Origin of the sequence: Kribbella sp. NPDC050241 (genome assembly GCF_044459685.1) — a bacterium.
Classification (GTDB): Bacteria; Actinomycetota; Actinomycetes; order Propionibacteriales; family Kribbellaceae; genus Kribbella.
Window position 1 is genome coordinate 492,913 of the sequence record NZ_JBITJE010000003.1, and the last position, 25,465, is coordinate 518,377.

Here is a 25,465-nt window from a genome sequence, read left to right on the forward strand (position 1 = left end):
GTGGTCAGCCTAGTCCGACAATCTCTTCGGCGAGGATTTCCGGGTACTCCAGCGGCGCGTAGTGTCCGACACCGTCCACGGGCCGAAGCCGTACGTCGGCGAAGAAGTCGTCGAGCCGATCGGACCAGGCGCGCGGGAACAGCGGATCGAACTCCGGCCACAGCACCACCGTCGGTACGCCGATCCGGTCGTACGACGGCGGCGACGACTCGGCCGCGGAGGTGGCGACCGAGCCCGCACCCGCCCGGTACCAGTTGAGCGAGGCGGTGAACGCACCCGGCACGGAGTAGGTCTCGACGAGATGATCGAGGTCCGGCTCGAAGCCCGGGCCGGACCAGTGCGTCCAGAAGTGCCGCAGATAGGACCGGACCGCGTCGGGCTTCCCGTCGATCAGCTCCTCGATCACCGGCAGCCGATGGAAGGCCTGGTACCAGAACTCCGCCTGCGCGCGCTCGGAGAACACCCGCTTCCCGATCCCCGGCAGCGGTGGCGCGACCACCATGCCCTCGATCAGGTCGGCCCGGTTCCGCGCGATCCCCTGCGCGACCCGGCTGCCGACGTCGTACCCGGCGAGCACCGGACGCTCCAGCCCGAGCTCCTCCACCAGTGCGATCACACTCCGCCCCTGCGCCTGGACGCCGTACTGCGCGGGATCCGTCGACTGCCGGTCCGATTCCCCGAAACCGCGCAGGTCGGGCACCACCACCTCGCAACCACGCTCGACCAGCATCGGTGCGAGCAGCCGGTAGTCGGTCCGGTCACCCGGCCATCCGTGCAGCAGCACCACTGCTGGTCCCTCGCCGGCCCGGTCGTACGCCAGCCTGAATCCGTCCACCGCGTCGCTCAGCATGGCATTCATTGTTGACCACTCCGACCCTCCGTCCTACCGTGATTGAACAGGACTGAACAGGTCCATTCAGTGTGGGGAGTCACCATGGCCGACCAGCTCGAGGTGCAGCAGACCCGGGCGCTCGCGGTGGAGAGCAACGGACTGAACGTGATCGCGGACGCCGACCGGAAGGGCCGGCCGAGCCAGCTGTTCTGGCCGTGGTTCGGGGCGAACGTCTCCGTACTCGGCCTGAGCTACGGCGCGTTCGCGCTGGGCTTCGGGATCTCGTTCTGGCAGGCGGTCATCGCCGGGGTGATCGGGGTGGTGTTCTCGTTCCTGCTCTGCGGGCTGATCGCGCTGGCCGGCAAGCGCGGCTCGGCGCCGACGATGGTGCTCGGCCGCGCGGCGTTCGGTGTCCGCGGCAACAAACTGCCGTCGGTGGTGTCGTGGCTGCTGACGGTCGGCTGGGAGACCGTGCTGACGATCCTCGCGACGCTGGCGACCGCGACCGTCTTCGAACGCCTCGGCTGGGGCGGCGGCACCCTGACGAAGGTGATCGCGCTGGTCGTGGTCGGCGTACTGATCGTTGCCTGCGGCGTGCTCGGGTTCGACCTGATCATGCGGGCGCAGACGATCATCACCGTGGTCACCGGCGTACTCACCGTCGTCTACATGATCCTGGTCGCCGACCAGATCCACTGGAGCACGGTGTCCGCGCTGCCGAGCGGCTCGAGCCAGCAGGTGATCGGGGCGTTGGTGTTCCTGATGACCGGCTTCGGGCTCGGCTGGGTCAACGCGGCGGCCGACTACTCCCGCTATCTGCCCCGTGAGTCGTCGAGCCGCGGCGTGGTCGGCTGGACGACGTTCGGCGGCTCGGTGGCACCCGTCGTACTGCTGGTGTTCGGACTCCTGCTGGCCGGATCGTCGCAGGATCTGAGCGCCGCGATCGCAGCGGACCCGATCGGGGCGCTCGCGGAGGCGTTGCCGACCTGGTTCCTGGTGCCGTTCGTGATCGTGGCCGTGCTCGGCCTGGTGGGTGGCGCGGTGCTGGACATCTACTCGTCCGGCTTGTCCCTGCTGGCGATCGGACTGCCCGCACCGCGGTACGTCGCCGCGTTGATCGACGGCGTCGTGATGATCGCCGGCACGATCTACGTGGTGTTCTACGGCGGCGAGTTCCTGGCCCAGTTCCAGGGCTTCCTGATCACGCTCGGCGTCCCGATCGCGGCCTGGTGCGGCATCATGCTCGCCGACCTCGCGACCCGCCGGCGCGACTACGCCGAGGCCGACCTGTACGACGCCCGCGGCCGTTACGGCGACGTGCGGTGGCTGCCGGTGATCACGATGATCGTTGCCACCGGCATCGGGTGGGGACTGGTCACGAACACGCTGGCGTCGTGGCTGACCTGGCAGGGCTACCTGCTCGGGCCGCTCGGCCTCGGCGGCAAGGAAGGCGACTGGGCGTTCGCGAACCTAGGCATCCTGGTCGCGCTGGTGCTCGGCTTCGTCGTCCAGCGGTTCGCCGGTGCGGCCGCCGTACGCACCCAGGAGGCGGTCGCCTGATGGTCCTCGCGCTGATCGACCTGCAGCGGATCTTCGCCGATCCCGGCTCCGGCTGGGCCGCGCCGGACTTCCGGCGGGTGGTCGAACCCACCAAACAACTGGTCGAACTGTTCGCGCCGGACGTCGTCTTCACGCGGTTCGTGGCACCGGAGAAACCAACCGGTTCCTGGGTCGCGTACTACCAGGAGTTCCCGTTCGCGCTGCAGCCGCCGGAGTCGGCCGACTACCAGCTCGTCGACGAGTTCAAGGGCGCTGCAACTCTGGACAAGACCACCCTCGGCAAGTGGGGTCCGGAGCTGGCGGAGGCGGCCGCGCCGGACGGACGGCTGGTCCTCGGCGGCGTCACCACCGACTGTTGCGTGATCAGCACCGCGCTGGCCGCTGTGGACGCCGGGATCCAGGTCCAGGTGGTCGAGGAGGCGTGTGCCGGCTCGACCGCGGACAACCACCGCAAGGCGCTCGACATCATGCGGCTGTACGCACCGATGCTCGAGGTCGTCACGATCGACCAGCTCCGTAGTACCCAGTGAGCCGCCGATGCCCGAGATCGAACTGAAGCACGAACGCGTCGCGGCGGTCCTGACCCGGGAGATCCGTTCCGGCCTGGTACGCCGTGGTGCGCGACTGCCCGGTGAGGTCGAACTGGCCCGGCGGTTCTCGGTCAGCCGGAACACGGTCCGCGCCGCGCTCGCCGTACTGACCGACCACGGGCTGATCGCCACCCGGACCGGCAAGGGGTCGTTCGTGCTGTTCGACGGGCGGCCGCTGGACGGCCGGCTCGGCTGGACGCACGCGCTGTCCGAGCAGGGCGTCGAGACCCGGATGCGGACGGTGAAGATCGCCCTCGAGCAGGATCCCGCCCTGGCCGGGCGGCTCGGGCTGGACGACCCCGGCGTGATCGTGATCGAGCGGGTGAGGCAACTGTCGGACGGTGTCCCGATCTCCTTGGAGCGCAGCCGGATCCCGGCACTGGAGTCGTTGCGCGACCTGCCGGGCCGCGGCCTGGACAACGGCTCGATCAGTACGACGCTGAGCCGGGCGGGCCTGCATCTCGACCACTGTGAGCAACGGCTTCGCGGCCGCCCGTTGAACCATGCCGAGGCCGAACTGCTGGGCCGGCCCGAGGGGACCTGGTTCCTGCACACCGAGCGGACCAGCTGGACCGCGGCGGACACCTTCGCCGAGCAGGCCGACTGCCTGCTGGACCCCGAACACTTCGAACTAAGCCTCAGTTACGGCTTCTAAGGGCGCCGGGCCGGAGGGCATAGGGAGTTGTGCCGATGTGGCACTCCCCCTCAGGCGAGCACTGTCTCCTCATCGACAAGCTCCCGGAGGAGATCAATGTTCTTCTACTCACCAGACTCGCTCCAGGCAGAGGTCCGTTACCGACAGAACCGCCTGCGGCGTGACTTCCAGCGCCCCGGCTGGTTCCAGCGCAAGCCCAAGGTGCAGTCTCCCGAGCCCTGCGCGCCCGAGCTGCGGGCCCGTCCGGCGATGTGAACGCGAGAGACCCGCCGTCCCCCGTCCGTCCAGCGGCCGGCTCCCCCCGGGGAGCCGGCCGCACCGTCGTTCAGGGCACTAGGTACCTCCTACGCCGTACCCGGAGCGTCTAAGGGCGCCTGAGGCGCAGGGATAGGGAGGAACTCCGATGTGCGGGGTCACCTCAGACGAGCAGATTGAGGGTGTCGGCAGGAAGCCGGCACCAGACCAGGAGGAATCCATGTACTTCAACGACTCCGTCAAGGCAGAGGTCGCCTACCGCAGGGAGCGCCTCAGCCGCGACTTCCGGCAGCACCGGAACCCCCGGACCCGCCGGAACCTCGTCCACCTGTTCGGCCGGAAAGCCTGAAGGGAGGCAGACCATGTTCATCACACCCCAGCTGATCCAGGCGGAGACCGCCTACAAGCAGGAGCGGACCAAGCGTGAGTTCCGGACGGCGACGCGCCGGGAGCACACGGAGCGGGCCCACCAGCCCGAGCCGCGGCACGCGCGCCGGACCCTCCGACCCACAACGGCGGCATGACCGCCGGGACCGCCGTCCCTGACCCGACAAGAACGGTCAGGGACGGCGTTTTCGTTGCCCGGGAGGGTCAGCGGACGGGATGCCGTCGATTTGTGTCGGCTCCAGGGGCGAAGATGGACGATGTGCCCTGGACCTCGACACCTCTCGTCGGCCGCTCGACCGAGATGGCCGCCCTCCTCAGTGCCGTCGACGACGCGAGAACGCGCCGCGCCGGCGCGGTTCTGCTGTCTGGTGATGCGGGCGTAGGGAAGACCCGCTTGCTGGACGAAGTGGCCACCGGGGCCCACGAGCGCGGTTTCGGCGTCCTGGTCGGGCACTGCACCGACTTCGGCGATGCCGGCCTGCCGTACCTGCCGTTCACCGAGATCTTCGGCCGGCTGGCCGGCGAGCGGCCCGATCTGGTCGAGAGCGTCCTGACGAACTTCCCGGCGATCGGCCGGCTCCTGCCCACCCACCGCCTGATCGGCGCCCAGCCCGTGCCCCAGGAGGGCCAGCTCGACCGGGCCGCCCTGTTCGACGCGGTCCTGGGCGCGTTCACCGCGCTGTCCACCAGCGAGCCACTGCTGGTGATCATCGAGGACGCGCACTGGGCCGACGACTCCACCCGGGACCTGATCGGCTTCCTCATCACCCGGCTGACCTCACAGCGCCTGGCCCTGGTCGTGTCCTACCGCAGCGACGACCTGCACCGCCGCCACCCGCTGCGCCGCCCGATCGCCGAGTGGTCCCGCAACCCGCGCGTACGCCGGGTCAACGTGGCGCCCCTGGACGCCGACGAGTCCCGCACTCTGCTGGACTCGCTGGTCTCCAAGCCGCTCTCGGAGACCGAGGTACGACGGATCCTCGAGCGAGCCGGCGGGAATGCGTTCTTCACCGAGGAACTGGTGGCCGCGGCTTCGATGGGCGACGGCGATGCCGTACCGCCCGATCTGGCCGACCTGCTGCTGGTCCGGCTCGATCCGCTGTCCGACGACGCCCGGCAGGTCGCCCGCGTGATCGCCGTCGCCGGCCGCCGGGTGCCGCACACGCTGCTCACCACCGTCGCCGGACTGCCCGACCGCGAGCTCGACCAGGCCCTGCGCGAGCTCATCGACGCCCACATCATCGACGTACCGGGCAACGCGAGCTACTACTTCCGGCACGCCCTGCTGGCCGAGGCTGTGTACGACGACCTCCTGCCCGGCGAGCGGGTCCGCCAGCACGCGGCGTACGTGCAGGCGCTCAAGGACCAGACCGTCGCGGGTACGGCGGCCGAGCTCGCCGGGCACGCCACCCGGTCGCACGACCTGGCCACCGCGTTCGAGGCGCGGGTCCGGGCCGGGCAGGAGGCCATCACGGTCGCCGCGCCGCAGGAGGCGCTCAAGCACTACGAGATGGCGCTCGAGCTGTTCCCGAACGCATCGCCCGACAACACGATCGACAAGACCTGGCTGATCGTCGACACCGCGCTGGCGGCCACGTTGTCCTCGCAGCATTTGCGCGCGCTCAAGCTGCTGCGCAAGGCGCTCGTGGATCTGCCGGCGGACGCGCCGAAGCTGCAGCGGGCTCAGTTGCTGCTGCCGCTCGCGGACATCGCGCTGATCGTCGACCATGACCAGGAGGCCAACGAAGCCGTCACGCAGGCGCTCAAGCTGGTGTCCGACGAGCCGTCGACCGTCTTCAAGGCCCAGGTCGCCTCGCTGTACGCACGGGTGTCCGACGCGCTCGGCCGCCCGATGGAGGCGGAGCGCTGGGCGCACAAGGCGCTCGAGATCGCTCGCGAGGCCGGCCAGGAGTCGGCCGCCGGTGACGCCGGGATCACCCTGGCCCAGCTCCGGCGCCGGGCCGGTGACCCGGTCGCGGCCGCCAGGCAGTTGGAGGAGGCCGCCGTACGGGCGCAGCTGACCGGTGACGCGGCGGCCGAGGTACGGAGCCGGTTCCTGCTCGGTTCGACGTACTACGAGGAGGGCGACCTGCAGGGCGCGAAGACTGCGCTCGTCCATGCCTCGCAGCGCGCCGGTGAGCTCGGCCGGCAGTGGGCGGCGTACGGGTTCGACGCGCGGCGGATGCTCGCGCTGACGCAGTTCGTCCTGGGCGACTGGGACGACGCGACGGCCACCGCCCGGACGGACTCCAAGACTCCGGCCGCGTCGGCGGCGGCGCTCCGCGCGGTGGACTTCGCGGTCCGGAGCGGACGCGGGGACACCTCCGTCGCGGAAGAGCTGGAGCGGATGCGGAAGTGGTGGGACCTGGACGTCATGCTGCCGATCATCGGTCTGCAGCCGGCCGTGGACGCCTACCGCCAACTCGACCAGGTCGCTGACGCGGAGAAGCTGATCGCGGATGTGTCCGCGCTGTTGGCGGACGTGTTCCAGACCGAGTGGTTCATGGCCCAGATCCGCTTCACGACGCTCGGAATGCAACTGCTGTGCCACCGGGCGGTGAGCGAGCCGTCGGCGGCCGAGGAGTTGGTTGCCCGAGGCTCCGAGCTGCTCGCGACCGGACAGGCGACGGTGGAGAAGGGGCTACCGCCCGGCCGGGTGATCGGTGTCGAAGGGCTGGCCTGGCTGTCGCGGCTGGAGGCGGAATGGGAGCGGCTCCGGTGGCTGACCGGGATCGATCCGCCGTCACCGGAGGAGCATGTGGCCGCGTGGCAACGGACCATGGACGCCTTCGGGTACGGGTACGTCTTCGAGCAGGCCTGGTCGCGCGTGCGGTTGTCGGCCGCGCTGCGTGCCGCGGGCCGGGTGGCCGAGGCGAACGAGCAGGCGGCGCTGGCGGCCGAGGTCGGCCGGGAGTTGGGGTCGAAGCCGCTGCTGGACGAGCTCGGCGGAGTCGAGGGACCCGGCTTGGGCTCAGGTGCGCTGACCGCGCGAGAGACCGAGGTATTGAAGCTGGTCGCCGACGGCCGGACGAACCGGCAGTTGGCCCGGGAGCTGTACATCAGCGAGAAGACCGTGAGCGTGCACGTGTCGAACATCCTCGGCAAGCTCGGCGTCCGGTCGCGGACCGAGGCGGCCGCGGTGGCCAGGCGGGACGGACTGCTGGACTGAGATCCCACAGTCTCCGACGCAGTCCCGCAGCCGCTCACGTTCGGCGCTGTGCGGGCCACCGAACGTGAGCGGCTTGGGCGGAACCCGGGTGGGGACCGGGCGTCTTCTCGGGTCGCGTTATCCGTGCTTGCGGCGCGGCGGCGACTGCGGTGGGATCCGGCGGGCCCTCGCCTGGGCGAGCTCGTCACCGGATGGATCGGACTGGCTACTCTCGGCGGAACGGTCGATGCGGATGATGTCGTCGAAGACGTGCTGGGCGTGCCGCATTCGCCACGCGACCAGGATCACGACCCCGGTCGCTGCGAGTGCGATCGCCACCCACAGTTGCCACGCCATAGCCTCACCACCCCGTACTCACCCCATTCCCCCGAGTAATCACCATAACTCCAGGTTGACCACTTGGCGACAGGCTGTACGCAATCCGTTATCCAGGGTACGGCGGACCCTCACAATAGTTGCCGTCCGCAATCACAAAGGGTGACCCGGCAACGATCCGGTGAAGGCGAGGCAGGTGACTCTCGATGACAGCGCGACGTGCCACGGCCCCAGCCACGCCGCACGTCACTGACACTCCTTCCCAGTGCGGCGGGACTTCATGCACCGGTCGGTCCGCTTTAAACGAGTGTTCTCACCTGCTGCGCGGTGTGAGCCGTCCGCCCTGGAACAGGTACGACGCCCGGCCGTCGACCGGATCCCGGAACGCCAGCACCGTGTGATCACCGTGCTCGGGCTCGGCGCCGATCAACCGGGAGTCGTCGAGCGGGACCAGCCGGGTCCGCCGCGGCTCGGGCAGGATCACCTTCGCCTCCTCGCCGACTGCCTCCTCCAGCACCCAGAACTCGCCGTCCTCGACGCTGACGGTCGAGGTGGTCAGCACACCTTCGTACCGGCCGGTGACCAGGTCGGCCGAGATCTCGACCGGCTCGGCCGGCGGCACCGGCCGGGCCGGCAGCTCGATCCCCGCACTCTCCCGCAGGACGTGGCCGACCAGCTCGTCGTACAGCGACGAGGTGTTGCCGCCGTTGGTCAGGAGGGCGACCGCGACGCCCTTGCCCGGGACCAGCCGGAAGAACGCGGACTGTCCGACGGTCCCGCCGTCATGACCGTAGACCGTCCCGCCATCGAGCGTGAAGATCATCCAGCCGAGGCCCCAGTGAGCCGGGAAGCCACCGGTCGGCGGTACGTCGACCTGCGGTTCCCACAGGCGGTCGATCGTGGCCCGGTCCAGCAGCGACGCGTCCAGGTACGCCCGGCCGAAGGTGATCAGGTCGCTCGCACTCATCGCCAGCAACGAGCCTGCCGGTGCCATCGCGTGCACGAGACTCCACACCGGGGCGGCCTGCAAAGGCTGATCCGGCTTCGGCGAGATGTGCCCGACCGCGGCCCGGTACAGCAACGCCTCGTCCGGGATCGTGGCGAGATGCTTCAACTCCAGCGGTACGCCGATGTGTTCGCGGATCAGCTCGTGATACGGCTTGCCCCGCAGGACCTCGGCGATCCGGCCGAGGACGACGAAGCCCGAGTTGTTGTAGGAGAACCCCGCGCCGGGCGGAACCTCCTGGGCCAGGCCGGGCAGCACATCGCGGATGAACAGCTCGACGCCGTCGTCGCCACGCGACGTCGGGGTGAAGGCGTCCCCCGAGAAGCCGGCGGTGTGCGTGAGCAGGTGCCGCGGCGTGATCGACGCGGCCGCGGCCTCGTCGCCGAGCTTGAACTCGGGCAGATAGTCGCGGACCGGCCGGTCGAGGTCGACCTTGTCTTCGGCGACCAGCTGGGCGATCAGCGTGGTGGTCCACAGCTTGGTGATCGAGCCGACCTGGAAGACGGAGTCGGTGGTGGCCTCGACGCCGGTGTTCAGGCTGAGGATGCCGGCCGCCGCCGTACTCAGCTCGCCGTCGGCCCAGACCGCGACGGACGCGGCCGGCACCTCGTGCTTCTCGATCAGCCGACCGAGGTTGTTGTCCAACCAGCTTTGCATCTCACGCCTCCGATGAGAGAACACGAACCAGGTTCTGGCCGAGTACCTTGCGAATAGTTGCCTCTGACAACCCACGGCGCTGGAGCGCGTCGGTGACCAGCGGCATCCCGGCCGGGCCTTCGAGACCGGGCACGAAGACCTCGACATCGAGGCCCTGGATGACCAGCGGACGGTCGCAGGCCGGGACCTTCTCCCCGAACACCTCGGCCACGAAATCGCTGCCCAGCCCGACATGGTCGGCGCCGGCGACGTTCACGACGTACTCGAGGTGGTCGGCCAGGTGCTCGACGGTCGGCTTCTCCGCGGTGGTGAGGAATCCGGCGAAGAAGTTCACGCAGATGACGCCGCCGGTGGCCGCGATTCCCCGCAACTGCTCGTCGGTCAGGTTGCGGTGGTGGTCGCGCAGGGCGAACGTGCTGGAGTGCGACGCGACCAGCGGCTTGGTCGCCAGCTCGAGGATGTGCTCGACGCCGCCGCGACCGACGTGCGAGACGTCGATCAGTACGCCGAGCTCCTCGAGCAGACCGACCGCCTCGACGCCGGCGTGGGTGAGCCGGCTGCCGGTCGCGTCCTCGCCCGATCCGTCGCCGAGCGCGCTGCGGCCGAAGTGGGTGAACGACACCATCCGGACGCCGAGCCGCTGCAGCGTCTGCAGGAGTTCGAGGTCGTTGTCGATCTGCGGGCAGCCTTCGAGCGCCAGCACCAGCGCGATCTTGCCGGCGCCGGTCGCGGCCGCGATGTCGCCGGGCGCCGTACAGAGCGCGACCTCATCGGCATTGCCTTCGGCGATCCGATGCGCGGCCTCGATCATCCGCAGCGTCTCGCGCAACGCACCTTCGGGCCGGAACTCGTCGTCGATGAACACCGGCAGCACCTGGACGTCGATCCCACCCTCGCGCAACTGCGGGATCCACCGCTCCCGGAAGTACTGCGCCCACGTCGCCTTCGGCCTTCGCGCCACCAGCATCAACAGGTCGTTGTGCGCATCCGCCACCAGCGCGTTCCGATGCAGGTCGTTCACTCGATCCCCTCACAGTCGGTGGGGATCAGAATATGCTCGGGCCGGTGAAGGTGCTTTCGGCTCAGGATGTCCGGCGTGCGGTTCCGATGAGTACGGCGATCGACGCGGTGCGGGACGCGTTCCGGGAACTGGCGGCGGGGAACTTCGTCCTGCCGCCGCGGCAGATCTTCGGCAACGGGTCGGTGCTGGTGATGTCGGCGTACCACACGCCGACCGGGAGCGCGGTGGTGAAGAAGATCGGTATCGCGCTCGATCAGGTGCCGGCCATCCGCGCGACGGTGATCTGGACCGGCGCCGGCGATCAACTCGTCGCGGACGGCAGCTCGATCACCACACTACGGACCGGTGCGGTCGTCGGGGTCGCCACCGATCTGCTCGCTCCGGCCGGCGCGACCCGGCTCACGCTGATCGGGACCGGCGCTCAGGCACCCGACCAGGTGCGCGGAGTTCTCGCCGTACGACCGATCGCCGACGTCATGGTCACCGGTCGCTCAGCTGACCGGGCAACGGGGCTGAGCAAGGCGTTGGCCGACGAGTTTCCCGAGGTGAAGTTCACTCCAGGCACGGATATCGACGACGCGATCGCCGACGCGGACATCGTCTGTTGCGCCACGTCGTCCACCACGCCGCTCTTCACCGCTGACGCGCTCCCCGACCGCGTCCACGTCAACGCCATCGGCGCCTTCCGTCCGACGATGCGCGAGCTACCGCGCGACCTCTTCGCCACTGCGTCGACGGTCCTGGTCGATCAGCAGGAAGCGGCGCTGGAAGAGTCCGGCGAGATCATCGACGCCATCACCTCCGGTGTACTGCGGCGAGATGACCTGATCGAGCTCGGGACCGCCCTCTCAGCTCCCCCGGCGTCGACCGGCCGCACCGTCTTCAAGTCGGTCGGCATCGGCCCCCAGGACTGGGCGATCGCGGCGGCGCTGGCCCGCGCCTAGGTCCAGCGGAGGACGCCCTTGCGGTAGGCGTAGAGCAGGCCGACCGCGACGAAGGCGAGGAAGACGAACATCTCGATCAAGGTGGAGAAGCCGAGGGTGGCGAAGATCGTCGCCCACGGGAAGAGGTAGATCGCGTCGACGGCGAAGATCACGTACAGATAGGCGAACAGGTAGTACCGGATGTGCACCTGCGCCCAGCCCTCGCCGACCGGGTCGACGCCGGACTCGTACGTCTTGAGCTTGTTCTCGGTCGGATAGGTGACGGTGAGCGCCTTGTTCAGCGCGAAGGCGCCGATCAGCCCGACCAGGCCGAGCGCGACCACCGCGAGGACAACCCCATAGCTCTCCGACACGGGCAGCAGCTTAGTTGGTGCAGAGCATGATCGAGTCGACTGAGACGTAGGGGCCGTAGCCGGATGTGAGGTCGGCGACTTGCAGGCGGAGGCGGGTGACGCCGAGGATCTTGGCGTTGAGCCAGGTCTCGGTCTCCTGCGCCCGCCGGTTGTGACTGCGGATCGCAAGCGAACGACTGCACAGGGTGACATTGGCGAATTCGTCCCTAGCGGATGAATCCACCCACTAACACCGTGTCCCAGGCTGTGGACCACCGGGGCTTCCGCATGGTTCTGTACTAAGGGCGAACTAATATTGGGGTTATCGCCCTGAACTGGGGGGATCGACCTGTCGCCCACGACGTGGCGGGCCGACCCAAGCTTCGACTTGGAGATGAACAGAACAGTGACCATCGAGGTCAAGCAGCTCGACCGAGTGGTGATCCGCTTCGCCGGCGACTCCGGCGACGGGATGCAGCTCACGGGGGACAGGTTCACAGCGGAAACGGCATCGTTCGGCAATGATCTGTCGACCCTGCCCAACTTCCCCGCCGAGATCCGGGCACCAGCCGGAACTCTGCCGGGAGTGTCGTCCTTCCAGCTCCACTTCGCCGACCACGACATCCTCACGCCGGGTGATGCGCCCGATGTGCTGATCGCGATGAACCCGGCGGCGCTGAAGGCGAACCTGCGCGACGTGCCGCGCGGCGCCACCCTGATCGTCGACACCGCCGACTTCACGCCGCGGAACCTGAAGCGGATCGGGTACGAGCAGAACCCGCTGGAGACCGGTGAGCTCGACGGCTACCACGTGGTGCCGCTGAACCTGACCGGCATGACGGTGGAGTCGGTCAAGGAGTTCGGCCTGACCCGCAAGGACGCGTCCCGGGCCAAGAACATGTACGCGCTGGGGCTGGTGTCGTGGCTGTTCCAGCGCCCGGTCGAGTCGACGATCACGTTCCTCGAGACCAAGTTCGCCAGTAAGCCGGACATCCGGGACGCGAACATCGCCGCCTTCCGGGCGGGCTACAACTTCGGCGAGACCGCCGAGGAGTTCTCGGTCCGGTACGAGGTGAAGCCGGCCAAGATGGCCACCGGCACCTACCGGAACATCTCCGGCAACCTGGCGCTGGCGTACGGCCTGGTGGCGGGCGCTCAGCGGGCCGGGCTGCCGCTGGTCCTGGGCGCGTACCCGATCACCCCGGCCTCCGACGTGCTGCACGAGCTGTCCAAGCTCAAGCGGTTCAACGTGACCACGATCCAGGCCGAGGACGAGATCGCCGGTGTCGGCGCCGCCCTCGGCGCGTCCTTCGGCGGAGCGCTCGGCGTGACCACGTCGTCCGGCCCGGGCATCAGCCTGAAGTCCGAGACGATCGGCCTCGGCGTGATGCTCGAGCTGCCGCTGGTCGTCTGTGACATCCAGCGCGCCGGCCCGTCGACCGGCATGCCGACCAAGACCGAGCAGGCCGACCTGCTGCAGGTGATGTTCGGCCGCAACGGCGAGGCGCCGCTGCCGGTGATCGCGGCCCAGTCCCCCGCGGACTGCTTCGCGATCGCGGTCGAGGCGGCCCGGATCGCCGTCACCTACCGGACACCGGTGATCGTGCTGTCCGACGGCTACCTGGCCAACGGTTCGGAGCCGTGGCAGATCCCGGTGGTCGGCGACCTGCCGACGATCGATCCGGACTTCACTCTCGAGCCGAACGCCACCGACGACAAGGGCGCACCGATCTACCTCCCCTACCTGCGCGACCCGGAGACCCTGGCCCGCGCCTGGGCGATCCCGGGTACGGCGGGCCTGGACCACCGCATCGGCGGTCTGGAGAAGGAGGACAAGACCGGCAACATCTCCTACGACCCGGCCAACCACGACCTGATGATCCGCACCCGGCAGGCGAAGGTCGACGGCATCGCCCGTTCCATCGACCCGATCGAGGTCGACGACCCGGACGGTACGGCGAAGGTCCTGGTGCTGGGCTGGGGATCGACGTACGGCCCGATCGGCGCCGGCGTCCGCCGGGTCCGCAAGGTCGGCGGCAAGGTCGCGCAGGCCCACCTACGGCACCTGAACCCGTTCCCACCGAACCTGGGTGACCTGCTGCGCAGCTACGACAAGGTCCTGGTCCCGGAGATGAACCTGGGCCAGTTGGCGATGCTGCTGCGGGCGAAGTTCCTGGTCGACGTCGTCTCCTACGCGCAGGTCCGGGGTATGCCGCTCGGCGCGGCCGAGCTGGCCGAAGTGATCGGCAACCTGGTCGAGGAGACCGAGGGCATCGACGACGACGCGCGCCACCTGGGCGAAGCTGCCGCCAACCTGACGCACGGCGAGGCACTGAACGGTAACGAGCACGATCTGCACCAGTCCCGATTGGGAGGAGCACGATGAGTACGGTCGACCTCGGCCTGCCGAGTCTGCCCGGTGGGCTGCACGGCGTCCCGGCCGCGAGCGAGCCGCAGAACCGCAAGGAGTACGTGTCGGACCAGGAGGTCCGGTGGTGCCCCGGCTGCGGTGACTACGCCGTGCTGGCCGCGTTCCAGGGCTTCCTGCCCGAGCTCGGGATCAAGCGCGAGAACATCGCGATGGTCTCCGGCATCGGCTGCTCGTCCCGGTTCCCGTATTACCTGTCGACGTACGGCATGCACTCGATCCACGGGCGCGCGCCGGCGATCGCGACCGGTCTCGCGGTGGCCCGGCCGGACCTGAGTGTCTGGGTGGTGACCGGTGACGGCGACGCGCTGTCGATCGGCGGCAACCACCTGATCCACTCGCTGCGGCGGAACGTGAACCTGAAGATCCTGCTGTTCAACAACCGGATCTACGGCCTCACCAAGGGTCAGTACTCGCCGACCTCGGAGCCGGGCAAGGTGACGAAGTCGACGCCGATGGGCTCGGTGGACAACCCGTTCAACCCGGTCTCGCTGGCGCTCGGCGCGGAGGCGACGTTCGTGGCCCGCACGATCGACTCCGACCGCAAGCACCTGACCTCGGTCCTGCGCGCGGCCGCCGAGCACCGCGGCACCGCGATCGTGGAGATCTACCAGAACTGCCCGATCTTCAACGACAACGCGTTCGAGGCGTTCAAGGACCCCGACACCCGCGACGACGCGATCATCCCGCTGGTGCACGGCGAGCCGATCCGGTTCGGCAAGGAAGGCCGGCTCGGCGTGGTCCGCGACGGCTTCGCCTCGCTGGCCGTGAAGGAGGTCGCCGACCTGCCCAACGGCGAGGCCGACCTGGTCGTCCACGACGCCCACGCGGACGACCCGGCGTACGCGTTCGCGCTGTCCCGGCTGACCGACGCCGGTGTCTTGCACCAGGCGCCGATCGGCATCTTCCGTGCGGTCGAGCGCCCGGCGTACGACGACATGGTCCGTCAGCAGATCACCACCGCCCAGGAGGCTCAGGGCACCGGCGACCTCCAGGCCCTCGTCACCGGCTCGGACACCTGGACCATCAACTGAGGAAGGTCCGGACGGCTCTCTGAAAGCCGTCCGGGTCCTCCACCCACGGGTAGTGTCCGACACCGTCGAGCACTACCCGTTCCGCATTCGGCAGCGCGCGCAGCAGACTGTCGGTGACGTACGGCGGCCGCAGATCCTCCGCACCGTGGATCAGCAACGTCGGTACGTCGATCCGCTCGCAAGCGCTGGCCCGATCCGGCACCGCACGGAGCTCGGCCAGCAACGCGTCGGCGCATTCCTGGTTGGGCTCGAAGCGTGGTGTGTTGAGCCGGCGTGACTGCTCCAGCGCCGTCGTCCGGTCGGCGAAGTTCGTGGCGATGCGCGCGATCCAGGGATCAACTGATGGCACGAGCCGCTCGGCAACGCGGTCCCGGTACGACGGGGGCGGTCCGTCGAGCCCGGTGCTCGAGACCAGGATCAGGTGGCTGAGGTGGTCGAGGTGCGCAGCGGCGTACTGGAGCGCGAGGGCCGCACCCCAGGAGTGGCCGACCAGGATGAACTTGTCGTGGCCGCCGCGGATCGTCTCGAGGTCGGCGACCGAGCGTTCGAGGGTGTAGGGACCGCGGCGATCCGACCGGCCGCAGCCGCGCTGGTCCCACCGGTGGACCCTGAAGCCGGGCAGCAGCCGAGGGAGGTCGTCGAAGACGTCCCACCAGCCAGGGCCGCCGTGGACGAGGACGACGGTTGGTCCGTCGCCGGTCGCCTCGGTCCAGAGCCGGCAGCCGTCGTCAGTCGTCGAGTGAGGCATAGACAGCGGCGCGCAACTCGCGACGGATCGGATAGCTGGAGGACGGACGCAACTGGGTCAGGAAGACGACGGCCAGCTCGTCGGCCGGCGAGCTGAAGAACGCCGTCGACGCGGCACCACCCCAGAAGTACTCGCCCGGGGTGCCGATCGTCTGCGCCACCGTCGGATCCAGCAACACCCCGAACCCGAGGCCGAAGCCTTGTCCCGCTCGCTTCGTCTCTCCACCGAAATCGGCCACCGCCGCGAGGTCCTGACCACCGGGCAGGTGGTTCATGGTCATGAACCGCAGTGTCCGCGGGCCGATGATCCGCACACCGTCGAGCGAACCGCCGGCGGCCAGCATCCGGACGAACCGCAGGTAGTCCCCGGCCGTCGACACCAACCCAGCCACGCCGGACAGGAACGCGCGCGGCCGAAGGTACGCGCTCGTCAACGGGTCGTCCGCCGGCGCGAAGCCGCCGTCGGCGTACGTGTAGCTCGCGGCGAAGCGGGAGATGTTTGCCTCGGGCACCGAAAATCCGGTGTCCGTCATGCCGAGCGGATCGAAGATCCGGGTGCGCAGGTACTCGTCCAGCGGCAGACCGCCGATCACCTCGCACAGCAGCCCGACCAGGTCGGTCGAGATCCCGTAGATCCAGCGCGTCCCCGGATCCGCCTGCAGTGGAAGATCTGCCAGCCGGGCCGGCAGCTCCGACAACGGTGCGTCCGAGTCCATCCCGGTCAGCCCGGCGTCCTGGTAGAGCCGGCTCACCGGGTGCTTGCCGTTCGAGGCCGCGAGTCCCGACATGTGCATCAGGATGTCGCGCACCGTCATCTCCCGGGTGGAGTCGCGGAGCGCGCCGTCCGCGAACACCTTCGGGCGTCCGAGCGCGGGCAGGTACTTCACCACCGGATCGTCGAGCTGGAACCGGCCCTCCTCGTACAACTGCATCAGCCCGAGGCTCACGATCGGCTTCGTCATCGAGAAGATCCGGAAGATCGTGTCCGGCCGCATCTCCCGGCCACGCTCGGCGTCCGCCAGTCCGCAGGCCTCGAACAACTCCACCTTGTCCCGCCGGGCCACCGCCGTGACCGCACCCGGATACCGTCCCGCGTCGACGTACCGCCGGACCAGGGCCGCGACTCGCTCCATCGAACCTCCTTGTAGCGAACACTTCAGAACCGACGGTATGTGTTGTGAACGTTACATCGCAAGAGCGGATACCGTGGCGACGTGGACGAACGCCTGGTCCTCCTGGTCGCGTACGACGGTGCCGAGTTGCTCGACATCGCCTGTGTCACGTCGTGTCTCGACATCGCGAACCGCATCGGCGCCAGCCCGCCGTACCGGATGGTGCTGGCGACGCCGGGGAAGCGCGCGGTGCGCTGTGACTCGGGTCTGCAACTGCAGGCCGATGTGGCGCTCGAGCGGTTCAACGAGCCGATGGATACCTTGCTTGTGTCCGGCGGACTCGGACACGAGGACGCCGCCGCCGATCGCAGCCTGGTCGGGCACGTACGACGCTTGTCCGCGCTAGCCCGCCGGGTGTCGTCGGTGTGCACCGGCGCGACCGTGCTCGCGGCCACCGGCCTGCTGAGCGGGCGCCGCATCACGACGCACTGGATGTACGCCGACCAGCTCGCGGCGAAGCACCCGGATGTCGATGTCGACGCGGACCCGATCTACATCCGCGACGGCGAGATCGCGACCTCGGGTGGCGTCACGAGCGCACTGGATCTGACCATGTCGTTCATCGAGGAGGACCACGGCGAGGCGATCGCCCGCGGTGTCGCGCTGGGCACGGTCACCTACCTCCAGCGGCCTGGCGGCCAGTCCCAGATGAGCATGTTCGTGGCGAGCCGGCTGAGCGGCGACCTCCTCGTCCGCCGGCTCCGCGACCACATCGTCAGCCACCCGACCTCGGACCTGAGTACGCCGGCCCTGGCGCGACTCGCCGGGGTCAGCGAGCGGCACCTGTCGCGGATGTTCCTCACCCACGTCGAGCAGACGCCGGCGCAGTACGTCCGCGGTGTCCGCACCGAGGCAGCGGCACACCTCCTGGTTTCGGGAGAGCTGCCACTCGCGGCAGTCGCCCGGCAGTGCGGCTTCGGCTCGACCGAGTCCCTCCGGCAGGCCTTCCTCGACCGGTACGGCGTACCTCCGTCGCAGTACCGGCGGACGCAGGCATCGGCCTGATCCCAGGAATCCGGCCCGCTCCAGCAGGCATCCGGACCTGATCGGTCCGGATGGATGGCCCGGCGCCCGATAGTCCGGAAGATCGTGCCATGACGAACGATTTCTCCGACTCCGAAGACCGGAATCTCAGGACACCAAGTCCGTGAGGGTGACGCCGGCCGCGCGATCGAGGTGATGCGCGGTCAGGCCGACGGCGCGGGCCGCCAGTACATCCAGCTCGAGGTTGTCGCCGATCATCATTGTGTCCACCGGGTCGACACCCAGCGCCTCGCAAGTCCGCAGGTAGGTCTCTGGGGCGGGCTTGCTGACGCCGAGCGATTCCGTCGTACAGACCACGTCGACGAGGTCGGCCAGCCCGATCGCCTGGAGCTTCGCGTTCTGCTGTTTCGTGCTGCCGTTGGTCAGCACGCCGATCCGCCAACCGTTGCTCCGGGCAACTTCCAACCCCGGGCGGGCGTCCGGGTACGCGGTCCAGCTCGACCGGTAGTGGTGCAGGTAGCCGGTGAACAGCTCGTCCAGCTCCGCATCCGTCGGCGGCACCGGGTGGCCGAGCAGGGGCAGGAAGTCGCGGAGCCGGCCACGCCGCTGCCCCTGGTGCGTGATCTCGCGGGCCAGGAACCGGCTGTAGACACGGTCCTCGATCACGAACCACTGCGCGACCAGCTCGTCGGTCGTCATACCACCCAGCTCGGGGATCCAGCTGCGGATCGCGTACGTCGCCGACCCGGTGTGGTCGAACAGTGTGTTGTCCAGGTCGAAGATGACCGCCTTCACGCCCGGACCACCGAGTCCCGGTTGAGCTCGCGGTGGTTGGCGTAGCCGGACAGTGCCAGCGTGAGGTCGAGCTCGGCCAGGAAACATCGCAGGACATGTTCAACTCCGGCCTGTCCGGCCAGGGCGAGACCGTAGAGAAGCGGACGGCCGAGCAGGACTGCCTTGGCCCCGAGTGCGAGCGCTTTCGCCGCATCCGAGCCGGTGCGGACGCCGGAGTCGAAGAGGACTGTCAGCTGCTCACCGACCGCGTCCGCGATCGCGGGCAGCGCGTCGAGGGACGCGATCGCGCCGTCGACCTGGCGGCCGCCGTGGTTCGAGACCACGACCCCGTCCACGCCGTGCTCTGCGGCCAGCTTGGCGTCCTCGACGGCCGTGATCCCCTTCAGCACGATCGGGCCGTCCCAGTTGTCCCGCAGGAACGACAGCTCGTCCCAGCCCAGGCCGACGTTCGGGAACATCTGCGCCCAGTGCATCACCGCTGCGCCCGGGTCCTCGGCGACCGGCTTGGCCAGCTTGGCCTGGAACGCCGGGTCGCTGAAGTAGTTCGCCAGGCCCTCCCCCTTGAGGAACGGCAGGAACCCGCGGTCCAAATCGGCCGGACGCCAGCCCAGCGTCCCGGTGTCGAGGGTGACGACCAGGACGCCGTACCCGCTCGCCTTCGCCCGCTGCAGGAAGCTGAGGCAGACGTCGCGGTCGGTCGGCCAGTAGAGCTGGTACCACTTGCTCTTCGCCTCGATCTGCTCGAAGGCGTGACTCGCCTGCGTCGAGTGCGTGTAGGTCAGGCCGAGCGCGTCCGCGGCCCGGGCCGTCGCCAGCTCGCCGTCGGGGTGGGCCAGCGTCTGTACTCCGATCGGCGCGACCAGCACCGGCGCGGGCATCGCCGTACCGAGGATGGTGCAGGACAGGTCACGGTCGACGCTGCCGCGCAGCATCCGCGGCACCAGCCGCCACCGATCGAACGCTGCCAGGTTCGCGCGCGCCGTCGCCCCGCTGCCCGCGCTCGGCACGATGTACCCCATCGCCTCAGCGGACAGCGTCCCGGCCGCCTGCGACTCCAGCCGGGCCAGGTCGGTCGTGATCTCCGGCCGTGTCCCCTGCAGCATCCCCTGCAGGTAGATCTGCAACTGGTGATCCCCATAGTTGGCCATGCCGGATGCTCCCACGCCCACCGCGCGACCTCAACCACACCACCCCGGCCAGCCGTCGCGGGCCATCGGGATGCCGTTCTCGATCCCGCGGAGCAGCGCCATCCGGCTGTGCAGCCAGCCGTCGTTCTCGAAGTCGAGGGCCGACACCAGCAGCAGGCCGACATCTTCCTTCCCGTACGAACGGGACAGCGCAGGGAAGTCCACATCCTTGCAGATCAGCAAGCCCCAGCTGTTGAAGACAGCGAGGTGGTCGCCGGGCGTGTACGGCTCGATGCCGGGGATCAGGTGGTGCTCGACCTTGTTGCTCGTGGCAACGGTCTGGAACTCCTCGGACAGCTGAGGAAGTGCGGTCGCGTCGAGGTCGACGATCTTCGCCGGGAGCAGGACGCACTGAATGATCCCTGAGCATGACATCCGTCAGGTCCGGGGCCCGACGTTCGTCAGCGCAGGATCCGGACGGATCGCATCGGTGCCGGCGCCCGTCGAACGCGAGAGTGAGAAGCGTGACCGACACAACCGATGTGAGTGTGATGAAGCGGACCCTGCCGGCCCTCGGGTTGTTCTTCCTGGCGCCGCTGGTGGCGGAGTTCCTGCTGGGGAACATCCCGATCAGCCAGATCTTCGCGCTGCTGTTCCTGGCACCGCTGTACGGCGGTGGCGCAGTGCTGATCCGTGAAGTCGTCAGGCGCCGCGGCTGGGGCTACCCGAGCGTCATGATCCTCGCGCTGGCGTACGGCGTACTCGAGGAAGGGGTGACCACGCAGTCGCTGTTCAACCCGAACTACGCGGACCTGCGGCTGCTCGATCCGGGACACATCTCGGCGCTGGGCATGGGCGCGCCATGGACGTTGTTCGTGCTCGCGCTGCACACGGTGTGGAGCATCACCGTGCCGATCGTGCTGGTCGAGTCGGCCTCGCGCCGCCCGCGTGAACCGTGGCTCGGCAAGATCGGCCTCTGGGTGTACGGCGCGATCTTCGCCGCCGGCATCGTCGCGAACACGGCGTTCGCCCTGAGCAGCGACTCGTTCGTCGCGTCGCCGGCGCAGTTCGCCGGGACCGGAATCGCGATCGTCGTCCTCATCGCCATCGCGGCCCGGGTCGGCTCCCGCGGACGGCGTCGTACGGCGGGCACGGTGCCCTCGGCGTGGCTGGTCGGCGCCGCCGGGCTGGTGCTCAGCTCGGCGTTCATGCTGGTGAACGACCTGGTGAAGAACGGCTGGCTGCAGGCCGGGCTGATGGCCGCGCTCGACGTACTCGCGGTGATCGTGGTGGTGCGGTGGTCGCGGCGAACCGGCTGGACGCAGCTGCATTCGCTCGCCGTGGCGGGTGGCGCGCTCCTGACCTACGCGTGGCACGCGTTCCCGGAGGACCCGGTGATGGACGCGTCGCGGACCACCGACCTGATCGGCAATGTGGTCTTCGCCCTCATCGCGGTGGTGCTGCTCGTGGGTGCAACAATCAGGCGTGACAAACTCAGTGACTCCTGACAGCCGCAGCACCGAGTGGCCTGTCGGCCTCGCTCTGTTCGCGCTGGCGACCGGTGGTTTCGCGATCGGAACCACCGAGTTCGTCACGATGGGAGTACTGCCCCAGATCGCAGACGGTGTGGGGATCTCGATCCCGACCGCCGGCCACCTCATCTCGGCGTACGCGCTGGGCGTGGTGGTCGGCGCACCGGTGATCGCGGCGCTCGGCGCCCGGACCGGCCGGAAGCGGCTGCTGCTCGGGCTGATGGCGCTGTTCGTGATCGGCAACGTGCTGTCGGCCGTTGCCTCGAGCTACGAGTTCCTGCTGGCGGCGCGGTTTCTGACCGGCGTACCGCACGGGGCGTTCTTCGGCATCGGCGCAGTGGTCGGGACCACACTCGTGCCGGTCAATCGGCGCGCCTGGGCTGTGTCGATGACGATGGTCGGTCTCCCGGTCGCCAACATCATCGGCGTACCGATCACCACCCTGATGGGTCAGCGACTCGGCTGGCCGGCGCCGTTCCTCGCTGTCGGCGCGCTCGGGCTGGTCACGCTGGTGGCGGTGTGGTTCTGGGTCCCGCCGCAGCCGGTCGGCAGCGACGTCAACATCCGTAGCGAGCTCAGTGCCCTGTCCCGACCGCAGGTGTGGATGGCCCTGCTGGTCGGGATGGTCGGCTTCGGCGGCATGTTCGCGACGTACTCCTATATCGCCCCGACGATGACGGAACTGTCCGGTTTCTCCGAGGCTGCGGTCACGGTGGTGCTGGCCATGTACGGCATCGGCATGACTTGCGGCACCGTCGTCGGCGGCCGGCTCGCCGACCGCGCCCTGATGCCCAGCCTGTACGGCGGCCTGCTCGCGATCACCGTCGTACTCGGGACGTTCGGATGGCTGGCGCAAACCCGGCCAGGAGCCCTGATCGCGGTCTTCGCGATGGGGTTCTCGGCGAGCATCCTGGTGCCGGCACTGCAGACCCGGCTGATGGACGTCGCGCACGAGGGACAGTCGCTGGCGGCGTCGCTCAATCACTCGACGCTGAACATCGCCAATGCCCTCGGCGCCTGGCTCGGCAGCGTCGTCCTGGCCGCCGGCTACGGCTACGAATGGCCGAGCCGCGTCGGCGCCGTCCTGGCCGTCGCTGGGCTGCTCCTGGCCCTTGTCTCCGGCCTGATGGATCGTCGTACGGTCCGAAACTCAGGGGTCGACCAGGTTGTCGCCTGACCTTCTGATCACCGGGGACTTGGTTAGATCGGGGTATGGCGACATTGACGTTGGGCGCCGCCGACCTCGTCCGGCGGCGCGGGCTGCGGCAGATGCGATCGGTAGCGTTGTCGTTGCTGCTGCTGGCCGCGGTGATCTATGTGGCCACGCTGCACCGCGACGGCGGCTGGGCGTACCTGAACGCCGCGGCGGAGGCCGCGATGGTGGGTGCGCTGGCGGACTGGTTCGCGGTGACCGCGCTGTTCCGGCGGCCGCTGGGGCTGCCGATCCCGCACACAGCGATCGTGCCGACCCGAAAGGACAGCCTGGCCGAGAGCCTGGAGCAGTTCGTCACCGAGAACTTCCTGTCCCAGGAGGTGGTGGCGGAGAAGATGCGGACCGCCGAGGTGAGCCGCCGGGCCGGCGAGTGGCTTGCCTCCGGCACCCATGCCGAGCGGATCGTGGCCGAGGGCGCCCGGACGATCGGGGCGGCGCTGCCGCGACTCGGCGACGAGGACGTGGCGGCGTTCGTCCGGGGGTCGCTGCTGCCGCGGTTCGTGCAGGAGCCGTTGAGCCCGATCGCGGGGCATTTCCTGCAGTCGGTCGTCGATGACGGTGCCCATCACGCACTGTTCGACCTGCTGATGGTGGAGGCGCATGACTGGTTGCGTGACAACCGTGAACTGCTCGCCGACGTGGTCGGTCCGCGGGCGCCGCGGTGGTCACCGCAGTGGGTCGACCGGCTGGTGATCGACCGGATCCACCGCGAGGCGCTGGCCTGGCTGGCCGACGTACGGGACAACCCGACGCACGCGGCGCGGCGGGCGGTCGACCGGCTGCTCGGGCAGCTCGCCCACGACCTGCAGAACGATCCGGCGACGATGGAGCGCTTCGAGGCGTTCAAGGCGCGGATGCTGACACATCCCGATATGGGCTCCAGCCTGACCGCGGTGTGGGACGCCGTACGCACCGCGCTGATCGACTCGATCGCCGATCCGGACAGCACACTGCGGGTGCGCGCGACCAAGGCCATCCAGGAGCTGGGGCAACGACTGCAGGACGACGAGGCGCTGCGTGGGAAGGTCGACGCCCGCGCCTCCGAAGCCGTCGGGTACGTCGTCCGCACCTACGGCAACGAGATCGTCTCGGTCATCTCCGACACCATCGAACGCTGGGACGGCCGCGAAGCCGCCGCCCGGATCGAACTCCACGTCGGCCGGGACCTCCAGTTCATCCGCATCAACGGCACCGTCGTAGGCGCCCTCGTCGGCCTTCTCATCCACACCGTGAGCCAACTCCTCTGACAGACACCCCGCGCGAGTGGCCTGTGGGGTTGGGATGGTGGGGGTGTGAAGACGACGTACGTCCGGAAGCGGAAGAGGCCGATGGGGTGTGGGTTGTGGCCGTCGTACGAGTGGGAGGCGGATGAGTTCGGGACGTGGTTGTTCACGCCGGCACGTTCGCGGCATCGGGGGGACGACGGGCGTTCTGCGAGGTGGCGCAACGCTGGCCGGGTGGGCCTGGGGAGGACGCGTTGCATCTGGTGCCGCGGGACGGGTGGTGGTTCGCGACGTGGCGGCCGCGTGGGTTGCTGGTGGCGGACGTGAGTACCCAGCCGGCGCTGGTCGGGGACGAGTGGACGTACGTCGATCTCGAGCTCGATCCGTACCGTCGGCCGGATGGGACCGTGGGCACCGAGGACTGGGATGAGCTCGCGGAGGCACACGCCGCTGGTTTGATCGACGATCACGAACACCGGGCGGCCGTCGAATCAGCTCACACGTTGGAACAGCAGTTCACCCAAGGCATCGAGCCCTTCGGCACCACAGGCTGGACCCGGCTGTCAGAGGCGATCGCCCTGGAGCTACCACCCCTGACCGACTTCGGAAACCAACCGGTCACCTAGATCCCGCAGTTGGGGGCGTCCCAGACGTTGCCGGTGCGGATGTCTACGTGGGTGTGGTCGTTGTGGCCGGGGTAGCCGGGGCCGAAGATGCCGCCGAAGCCGTGGTTGCGGGCTTGTTTGGCGAGGGTGCAGAAGGAGTGGACTCCGGTCAGGTCGGCGGACCGGCCGTACAGGTGCTGGCTGTTGCTCGCGCCACCGACGGAGTTGTTGCAGGGAATGCTCCGGAACCCGCTGGAGATGTTCAGCGGCTGGTCGCCGAGCGCGTGCCGCATCGCCTCCAACTGCCACATGGTCTGCAACGCATTGGCCTTCGTCGCCGCCGCAGACAACGGTCCGCCGTCCCACCCCGATCCGCCGCACCCGTCATCGAGTTCGGTGTACGCGAAATGGATCGGCGTGCAGTCGTCGTCCTGCAGCGCGTAGATCTTGCTGAACGTCGCCGGCCCGGCAATCCCGTCCGCCCCCAGCCCGTACGCCGACTGGAACCGCTGCACCGCGGCCTTGGTGGCCGGCCCGAAGTCCCCGTCGACGGCGAGGTGACCGCCGTACCCGGGATATCCGGCGACCCTGATCTGCAACTGCCGCACATCCTCGCCGTTCATGCCCTGGCTGAGCGTGCGGCCCCACGTGTAACAACCATCCGCGTGCGCCTCGGTCGCGGTCACGACCTGGCTGGTCGTGAGCGTCGCCGCGAACAGCAGCAGTACGGCGATCAGCCGCGGCAACGGTCGGGTGATGGACATCGGACACCTCCGGGGCGGTGAAGGAACCTGTCCCGACCCAGCATTCCGTCACCATCCACCGCTTGGCCAGTGCTCAGCGAAACTTTCCGACGCGAAGGCACCCATCCGTCCGACCCAC

The 25,465-nt window shown here is 69.0% G+C and carries 26 protein-coding genes; 14 read left to right on the forward strand and 12 right to left on the reverse strand.

The window, feature by feature from the left end:
- Positions 1–4: 4 nt before the first annotated feature.
- The gene (locus tag ACIBG5_RS17030) at positions 5–850 is read right to left on the reverse strand and encodes an alpha/beta fold hydrolase (protein ID WP_396392447.1); all 846 of its coding nucleotides are present in this window, start codon (positions 848–850) and stop codon (positions 5–7) included.
- A gap of 84 nt (positions 851–934) precedes the next feature.
- Between ACIBG5_RS17030 and ACIBG5_RS17035 the strand changes: the two genes are divergently transcribed.
- The 6 genes from ACIBG5_RS17035 to ACIBG5_RS17060 all read left to right on the forward strand — a co-directional run bounded on the left by ACIBG5_RS17035 (position 935) and on the right by ACIBG5_RS17060 (position 7,448).
- A complete protein-coding gene (locus ACIBG5_RS17035) occupies positions 935–2,392 on the forward strand; it encodes a purine-cytosine permease family protein (RefSeq protein WP_396392448.1) in 1,458 nt (485 codons plus the stop codon).
- Positions 2,392–2,922, forward strand: a complete 531-nt coding sequence (locus ACIBG5_RS17040) for a cysteine hydrolase family protein (RefSeq protein ID WP_396392449.1) — start codon at positions 2,392–2,394, stop codon at positions 2,920–2,922. The genes ACIBG5_RS17035 and ACIBG5_RS17040 overlap by 1 nt, the downstream gene beginning before the upstream one ends.
- Positions 2,923–2,929: 7 nt before the next feature.
- Positions 2,930–3,637, forward strand: coding sequence for a GntR family transcriptional regulator (locus ACIBG5_RS17045; protein ID WP_396392450.1), 708 nt, complete (start codon positions 2,930–2,932; stop codon positions 3,635–3,637).
- A gap of 475 nt (positions 3,638–4,112) precedes the next feature.
- Entirely contained in the window at positions 4,113–4,241 is a 129-nt protein-coding gene (locus ACIBG5_RS17050) for a hypothetical protein (protein WP_393380563.1), read from the forward strand.
- A 13-nt stretch (positions 4,242–4,254) separates the two neighbouring features.
- Positions 4,255–4,416, forward strand: a complete 162-nt coding sequence (locus ACIBG5_RS17055) for a hypothetical protein (protein WP_396392451.1) — start codon at positions 4,255–4,257, stop codon at positions 4,414–4,416.
- Between the two features lie 113 nt (positions 4,417–4,529).
- A complete protein-coding gene (locus ACIBG5_RS17060; RefSeq protein WP_396392452.1) occupies positions 4,530–7,448 on the forward strand; it encodes an AAA family ATPase in 2,919 nt (972 codons plus the stop codon).
- A 117-nt stretch (positions 7,449–7,565) separates the two neighbouring features.
- Here ACIBG5_RS17060 and ACIBG5_RS17065 read toward each other — a convergent pair whose 3' ends face one another.
- The 3 genes from ACIBG5_RS17065 to ACIBG5_RS17075 all read right to left on the reverse strand — a co-directional run bounded on the left by ACIBG5_RS17065 (position 7,566) and on the right by ACIBG5_RS17075 (position 10,447).
- Positions 7,566–7,784 (reverse strand): hypothetical protein, encoded by a 219-nt coding sequence (locus ACIBG5_RS17065; RefSeq protein WP_396392453.1) that lies wholly within the window; start codon positions 7,782–7,784, stop codon positions 7,566–7,568.
- Between the two features lie 292 nt (positions 7,785–8,076).
- Positions 8,077–9,426: a serine hydrolase domain-containing protein gene (locus ACIBG5_RS17070; RefSeq protein ID WP_396392454.1), complete on the reverse strand. Its 1,350-nt coding sequence runs from the start codon at positions 9,424–9,426 to the stop codon at positions 8,077–8,079.
- Position 9,427: 1 nt separating this feature from the next.
- Complete coding sequence (locus ACIBG5_RS17075) at positions 9,428–10,447, reverse strand: dipeptidase (protein ID WP_396392455.1); 1,020 nt, start codon at positions 10,445–10,447, stop codon at positions 9,428–9,430.
- A gap of 44 nt (positions 10,448–10,491) precedes the next feature.
- Here ACIBG5_RS17075 and ACIBG5_RS17080 point away from each other — a divergent pair, with 44 nt between their 5' ends.
- Positions 10,492–11,391 carry an ornithine cyclodeaminase family protein gene (locus ACIBG5_RS17080; protein ID WP_396392456.1) on the forward strand — a complete coding sequence of 300 codons (900 nt, stop codon included), beginning with the start codon at positions 10,492–10,494 and terminating at the stop codon, positions 11,389–11,391.
- Here ACIBG5_RS17080 and ACIBG5_RS17085 read toward each other — a convergent pair.
- Positions 11,388–11,744: an NADH-quinone oxidoreductase subunit A gene (locus ACIBG5_RS17085; RefSeq protein ID WP_360450429.1), complete on the reverse strand. Its 357-nt coding sequence runs from the start codon at positions 11,742–11,744 to the stop codon at positions 11,388–11,390. The two genes, ACIBG5_RS17080 and ACIBG5_RS17085, sit on opposite strands and share 4 nt — an antisense overlap.
- Positions 11,745–11,754: 10 nt before the next feature.
- Positions 11,755–11,967, reverse strand: coding sequence for a hypothetical protein (locus ACIBG5_RS17090; RefSeq protein WP_396392457.1), 213 nt, complete (start codon positions 11,965–11,967; stop codon positions 11,755–11,757).
- A 150-nt stretch (positions 11,968–12,117) separates the two neighbouring features.
- Between ACIBG5_RS17090 and ACIBG5_RS17095 the strand changes: the two genes are divergently transcribed.
- Both ACIBG5_RS17095 and ACIBG5_RS17100 read left to right on the forward strand, forming a co-directional pair.
- On the forward strand, positions 12,118–14,109 hold the full coding sequence (locus ACIBG5_RS17095) for a 2-oxoacid:acceptor oxidoreductase subunit alpha (protein ID WP_396392458.1): 1,992 nt from the start codon (positions 12,118–12,120) through the stop codon (positions 14,107–14,109).
- Positions 14,106–15,185, forward strand: a complete 1,080-nt coding sequence (locus ACIBG5_RS17100; protein WP_360450424.1) for a 2-oxoacid:ferredoxin oxidoreductase subunit beta — start codon at positions 14,106–14,108, stop codon at positions 15,183–15,185. Before ACIBG5_RS17095 ends, ACIBG5_RS17100 begins: the two co-directional genes overlap by 4 nt.
- On the opposite strand, the gene ACIBG5_RS17105 is transcribed toward ACIBG5_RS17100, so the two are convergent.
- The gene (locus ACIBG5_RS17105; RefSeq protein WP_396392459.1) at positions 15,178–15,933 is read right to left on the reverse strand and encodes an alpha/beta fold hydrolase; all 756 of its coding nucleotides are present in this window, start codon (positions 15,931–15,933) and stop codon (positions 15,178–15,180) included. The genes ACIBG5_RS17100 and ACIBG5_RS17105 overlap by 8 nt on opposite strands.
- Positions 15,914–17,065, reverse strand: coding sequence for a serine hydrolase domain-containing protein (locus ACIBG5_RS17110; RefSeq protein ID WP_396392460.1), 1,152 nt, complete (start codon positions 17,063–17,065; stop codon positions 15,914–15,916). The genes ACIBG5_RS17105 and ACIBG5_RS17110 overlap by 20 nt, the downstream gene beginning before the upstream one ends.
- A gap of 81 nt (positions 17,066–17,146) precedes the next feature.
- Between ACIBG5_RS17110 and ACIBG5_RS17115 the strand changes: the two genes are divergently transcribed.
- A complete protein-coding gene (locus tag ACIBG5_RS17115) occupies positions 17,147–18,109 on the forward strand; it encodes a GlxA family transcriptional regulator (protein ID WP_396392461.1) in 963 nt (320 codons plus the stop codon).
- A gap of 126 nt (positions 18,110–18,235) precedes the next feature.
- On the opposite strand, the gene ACIBG5_RS17120 is transcribed toward ACIBG5_RS17115, so the two are convergent.
- Genes ACIBG5_RS17120 through ACIBG5_RS17130 form a run of 3 tightly spaced genes read right to left on the reverse strand, consistent with a single transcriptional unit; the run spans position 18,236 to position 20,445 of the window.
- Positions 18,236–18,883, reverse strand: a complete 648-nt coding sequence (locus ACIBG5_RS17120; RefSeq protein WP_396392462.1) for an HAD family hydrolase — start codon at positions 18,881–18,883, stop codon at positions 18,236–18,238.
- Positions 18,880–20,031, reverse strand: a complete 1,152-nt coding sequence (locus ACIBG5_RS17125; protein WP_396392463.1) for an alpha-hydroxy-acid oxidizing protein — start codon at positions 20,029–20,031, stop codon at positions 18,880–18,882. The genes ACIBG5_RS17120 and ACIBG5_RS17125 overlap by 4 nt, the downstream gene beginning before the upstream one ends.
- A 30-nt stretch (positions 20,032–20,061) precedes the next feature.
- On the reverse strand, positions 20,062–20,445 hold the full coding sequence (locus ACIBG5_RS17130) for a hypothetical protein (RefSeq protein WP_396392464.1): 384 nt from the start codon (positions 20,443–20,445) through the stop codon (positions 20,062–20,064).
- A gap of 89 nt (positions 20,446–20,534) precedes the next feature.
- Here ACIBG5_RS17130 and ACIBG5_RS17135 point away from each other — a divergent pair, with 89 nt between their 5' ends.
- The 4 genes from ACIBG5_RS17135 to ACIBG5_RS17150 all read left to right on the forward strand — a co-directional run bounded on the left by ACIBG5_RS17135 (position 20,535) and on the right by ACIBG5_RS17150 (position 24,604).
- Positions 20,535–21,518, forward strand: a complete 984-nt coding sequence (locus tag ACIBG5_RS17135; protein WP_396392465.1) for a hypothetical protein — start codon at positions 20,535–20,537, stop codon at positions 21,516–21,518.
- A complete protein-coding gene (locus tag ACIBG5_RS17140) occupies positions 21,496–22,719 on the forward strand; it encodes an MFS transporter (RefSeq protein WP_396392466.1) in 1,224 nt (407 codons plus the stop codon). The genes ACIBG5_RS17135 and ACIBG5_RS17140 overlap by 23 nt, the downstream gene beginning before the upstream one ends.
- A 35-nt stretch (positions 22,720–22,754) precedes the next feature.
- Positions 22,755–24,002 carry a DUF445 domain-containing protein gene (locus ACIBG5_RS17145; protein ID WP_396392467.1) on the forward strand — a complete coding sequence of 416 codons (1,248 nt, stop codon included), beginning with the start codon at positions 22,755–22,757 and terminating at the stop codon, positions 24,000–24,002.
- Positions 24,003–24,136: 134 nt separating this feature from the next.
- Positions 24,137–24,604, forward strand: a complete 468-nt coding sequence (locus ACIBG5_RS17150) for a DUF402 domain-containing protein (RefSeq protein ID WP_396392468.1) — start codon at positions 24,137–24,139, stop codon at positions 24,602–24,604.
- Here ACIBG5_RS17150 and ACIBG5_RS17155 read toward each other — a convergent pair.
- Positions 24,601–25,347, reverse strand: a complete 747-nt coding sequence (locus ACIBG5_RS17155; RefSeq protein ID WP_396392469.1) for a D-Ala-D-Ala carboxypeptidase family metallohydrolase — start codon at positions 25,345–25,347, stop codon at positions 24,601–24,603. The two genes, ACIBG5_RS17150 and ACIBG5_RS17155, sit on opposite strands and share 4 nt — an antisense overlap.
- Positions 25,348–25,465: the final 118 nt, after the last annotated feature.